We start from the raw sequence: 4,105 nt of genomic DNA on the forward strand, positions 1-4,105 counted from the left end.
AATTTCTACAAACCCGTATTTTCGATAAAGATGTATTGCCGATTCCAATTTTGTATTGGAGTATAAAATGAGTTTTTCAATTTGTTTTTGTTTTGCAAATTCCAGGCAATGTTCCAGTAGAATTTTTCCAATACCGAATCCTTGAGCATGTCTGGTTACTGCCATCTTTCCCAGTTCAAAAACGGATTCTGATTTTTTGATCAGAGAAACTGTTCCTACAATTTCATCTTCCTTTTTTGCGAAAAACACAAAACCACCTTTGTCAATGATGTGTTTTTTGGGGTCAGAAAGTGAGATTTCATCTCCTTCTTCTACATAAAAATGTTCCTCCAACCACTCATAGTTGAGAATCTTCATGTATTCCTTTAACTCCTCCGAATAATCTATGATTTCAATCTTCATTTCACAAATGTAACCAGGAATTGATCCGGAATTTCTCGAGAATCATGTTTTGATTAATTTCGGATACCTTGTCCAATAACTCTATCATACATCTTCATTTCAAGTTTCATGGTTCCATCATCTTGCCGGGTGAATTCCATTACTCCATTTGTACCTCCTTGTCTAATAGCTTGAAAAGTATTGTCGGATGAAGGAAAGAAGCGCATATCCCACTTTAATTTGTCCGTGTTATATATCAAATGCCCGTTTAGATAAGAAATAACATGGATTTGAGTCGAATCTGACGGATCTGTATATTCGCCGACAAATTGTTTGATCTTGTCCTCACTCAGATCTATTTTCTTTACAAACTCATTGGAAGAAGGTTTGTTGTTCAATATTTCAGTAATCGATTCATAAGGACATGTACCATTTTTGAAATTATTCAGTATGATAACCGTTCGATCCTTTTTAGAGTTGTAATGAATCAGGGTAATATATCCATCCCAGCTACCGGTATGTCCGAAAGAGATTGTATTATCTCCTTTTCGAACATCGAAACCAAAGCCATAATCCACTTTTTCACCTTTTGTAGTTTGAGTAATTTCCATCACTTCTTCAAACTCCTGTTTTGTTAAAAGCTGATTATTCTTGAGCGCATTTATCCATTTATATAGGTCTTCTACAGTAGAATTTATTTTTGCAGCACCATAGATTCCATCCATGTAATAAACTGCCATACGTCCAATTTTCTTATCATCTTCCGTTGCTTTCTCGAATGAATTATTCACCCAACTGTATCCGTAGGCATAATTCGTTATTTTTTTTGGCTCCAATCTTCTATTGTAAACGAAGGTTCGGTTCATTTTCAAAGGTTTGAAGATTTTTTCGTCCAGATAATCTCCCCATTTTTTTCCGGATACTCGTTCAATTATTGTTGCAAGAAGCACATAGTTGGTATTGGAGTACCGGTGTTCGGAACGAGGGGTAAATTCCAAGGTATCTTTCCGTTCTGCATAATAATTAATCACATCTTGATTGGTAGCTATTCGTTCGTTTTTCCAATTTTGTTCAAAACCACCCAAAAATTCAGGTATTCCGCTGGTGTGTCTTAGCAAATCATAAATAGTAACCCCTTTGAAACTGGTTAGTTCCGGAAGAAACTTTGTAATATCATCCGTATAATTCAGTTTGTTTTCCCGATGAAGCAATGCGATTCCAACTCCGGTAAACTGCTTGCTGCAAGATGCCAGTTCAAAAATGGTTTTTGAATTGTTCAACTCCTTTGTCAATTCATTACTATAACCTTTACCCGATTTGTAACTAATTTTTCCCTTTTCTGCTATCAATACACTCCCGTTAAACTGATTTTGGGCTGTTAGCGCACTGAATAAGGAATCCAGTCGTTTTTCCGTTGTATTTTTTTGTCCGAAAGACCATGAGCAGACCAATAATAAAGCTGTTCTTAAAGCAGTTTGAATATTCATAATTGTTTTGTAATTTTCTATACCTCATAAAGGTAGGAAAATATTCGTACGAATATATTATTAGGTTGTTTTTAACAACAATAATAGTCTCAATCCGATAACAATACCCACAGAAACAGCCGTTAATCCCGATGATATTTCTTTTGCTCTTCTTCGTATTTCGGAAGATTTTTCTTGTATTCTTCCACATTCCAAGTCAATCCCCAGTAATTTATATAATTCTGAAGTTTTCCAAGTCCAACCTCGGCTCTACGTTTATCTACATTATCAGGATCATCAAGGGGCAACACATAATTTACCCCGGTTTCCTTAAAAACACCTATTTGACTACCATAAATTTGCTTTTTTCCCTGTCCGAGTGCTACCCGATCTTCCAACAAAGCCAGACTGGAAGCAGCTGCATTTCCTTTTGCAACTGCTTCACGCATCATCGGCAAATACTGCTCCTGTGTTTTTTGATCAGCATGCTGAATCACCAGGAACAGGGTAGAATTTCCTTTTCCGCCAACAATATCGGCGCCAAGCCATCCTCTGGTATCCAAAATCTTTCTGACTTGGATCAAATTCAGGGAATCTTTCAGTTCGATCACTTTCCAGATTGAATCCATTTGCGGAGATTTCCAACCGTATTTTTCCTCAATTTGATCGATTTCTAGCCTGTGTGATTGATCGTCATTATAAATAACATCCAACTTGCTTATTAGTGGTTTATCGTAATTTGCTTCTTCCTTTGTTTTGTTTTTTTTCACCTGACGGATTACCTTTTTCCAACGTTTATCTTTGTGCAGGGAATTCAAATCCGAATCTGAAGTGATGTGAGCAAGGTTGGTGTAGCCACCGTTTTCTGTAATCTTAAAAAGCTGAACAAAAGCAGAATCTGACTGATTAGCTAATGACCAGGAACATGCTGCATTGTAGCGATCTCCCGGATCCCCTTTTCCGCCAAAAGCAACAAAAGCCTCCGCATATTTCTCTGCGGAAGCTTTATACTCTTTAATTTCATAAAGACCAAATGCCTGCGTAACTAGTGAATCATAAACTTGTTGTTCCTGACCATGTGCATTGCGCTCCCAGAAAAAGCAACTGAAAATTATTCCGCTGAACATAAAAGTGGTTCTGATCATTTGATATTTATTGGGCTTTGTTATGGCACAAAATTAACAAGCAGAAAATCGAATTACTTGTAGAATTGGGACTCATTCATCAAATTTCCAAAAAATATCTTCTTCTCCCATTTGTCGAATAGATGCAAAAAAAGCACTTGGATTCTGACCGGTCAATTCTTTGAAGCGATTGGTGAAATCGGATTGATCGTAATACAAACTGTAAAGTGAAATCTCTGTCAGATTCTTTGCCCCCATACTACTTGCGGCCTGAATGCTTGTACGAAACTTAACCACTTTTTTATATTCTTCGATTGAACAACATAGGTGTTTTCTAAAATGTCGAAGCAAGGTTTTTCTGCTTACTCCGATTTGTTCAGACAATTCATCCACCTGAATGGTTCCGAAACTTTCAAAAATCAGATTCAAGGCCTGTTCCAAGATAACTAACTTCGGATTCAAATTGAATCTTCGTTCAAAGATCTGATCTAACAATTGACTTTTTTGATGTAGATCAGCAATCTGAAACACTTCCTTTAATTCAGGAATGATATCAGGATTCCAATGAGAAAATGATCGTTTCACCGGATCATACAACTCTGAAATAGGTTTTGAAATAAACTGATTTATTCCCAATGGATTGAATGCCACTCCAATTTTATGGAATACTCCTTTTAGTTCAACAGTCATTTGCTGATCGTAATTCATTGTAAACAAGGTGCGAATACCTTCCGGTTCTTGATAGACGGTAAATCCATGTTTAAAATGAGGATAAAACAGGAAGTTTTTCTTAAAATCCATTTCATCCGAATCATGAAAATAATAATATGAAACGTATTTTGATATGAGTTTACTCTTAGGCCTGATTGTAACAAAGCGTTCCATGAATCAAAATTAGCTTTTTGCCCTGTAACAACTATTCTCACTTTAGGTTACCCCTTGTTAAAAAATCTTTTTTTTCATTTTGATATTCCCGCGTTCATAGACTCCTTGCTCCATTTCAATTTCTACAAACCCGTATTTTCGATAAAGATGTATTGCCGATTCCAATTTTGTATTGGAGTATAAAATGAGTTTTTCAATTTGTTTTTGTTTTGCAAATTCCAGGCAATGTTCCAGTAGAATTTTTCCAAT

The 4,105-nt window shown here is 36.1% G+C and carries 5 protein-coding genes; all 5 read right to left on the reverse strand.

The features are described from left to right. Positions 1-402 (reverse strand): GNAT family N-acetyltransferase (locus tag AAG807_RS21040; RefSeq protein WP_341908476.1); only part of this gene is annotated, 402 nt, incomplete at its 3' end. Between the two features lie 53 nt (positions 403-455). Next, positions 456-1,868, reverse strand: coding sequence for a serine hydrolase domain-containing protein (locus AAG807_RS21045; protein ID WP_341908478.1), 1,413 nt, complete (start codon positions 1,866-1,868; stop codon positions 456-458). A 122-nt stretch (positions 1,869-1,990) separates the two neighbouring features. Further along, positions 1,991-2,992, reverse strand: coding sequence for a DUF6624 domain-containing protein (locus AAG807_RS21050; RefSeq protein ID WP_341908480.1), 1,002 nt, complete (start codon positions 2,990-2,992; stop codon positions 1,991-1,993). A gap of 72 nt (positions 2,993-3,064) precedes the next feature. Further along, the gene (locus tag AAG807_RS21055; RefSeq protein WP_341908482.1) at positions 3,065-3,856 is read right to left on the reverse strand and encodes an AraC family transcriptional regulator; all 792 of its coding nucleotides are present in this window, start codon (positions 3,854-3,856) and stop codon (positions 3,065-3,067) included. Positions 3,857-3,913: 57 nt separating this feature from the next. After that, positions 3,914-4,105, reverse strand: a 192-nt coding sequence (locus AAG807_RS21060) for a GNAT family N-acetyltransferase (RefSeq protein ID WP_341908484.1), incomplete at its 5' end; no start/stop codon positions are given.

The sequence above is a fragment of the Fluviicola taffensis DSM 16823 genome, from assembly GCF_943372375.1.
Taxonomy (GTDB): domain Bacteria; phylum Bacteroidota; class Bacteroidia; order Flavobacteriales_D; family Crocinitomicaceae; genus Fluviicola; species Fluviicola taffensis_A.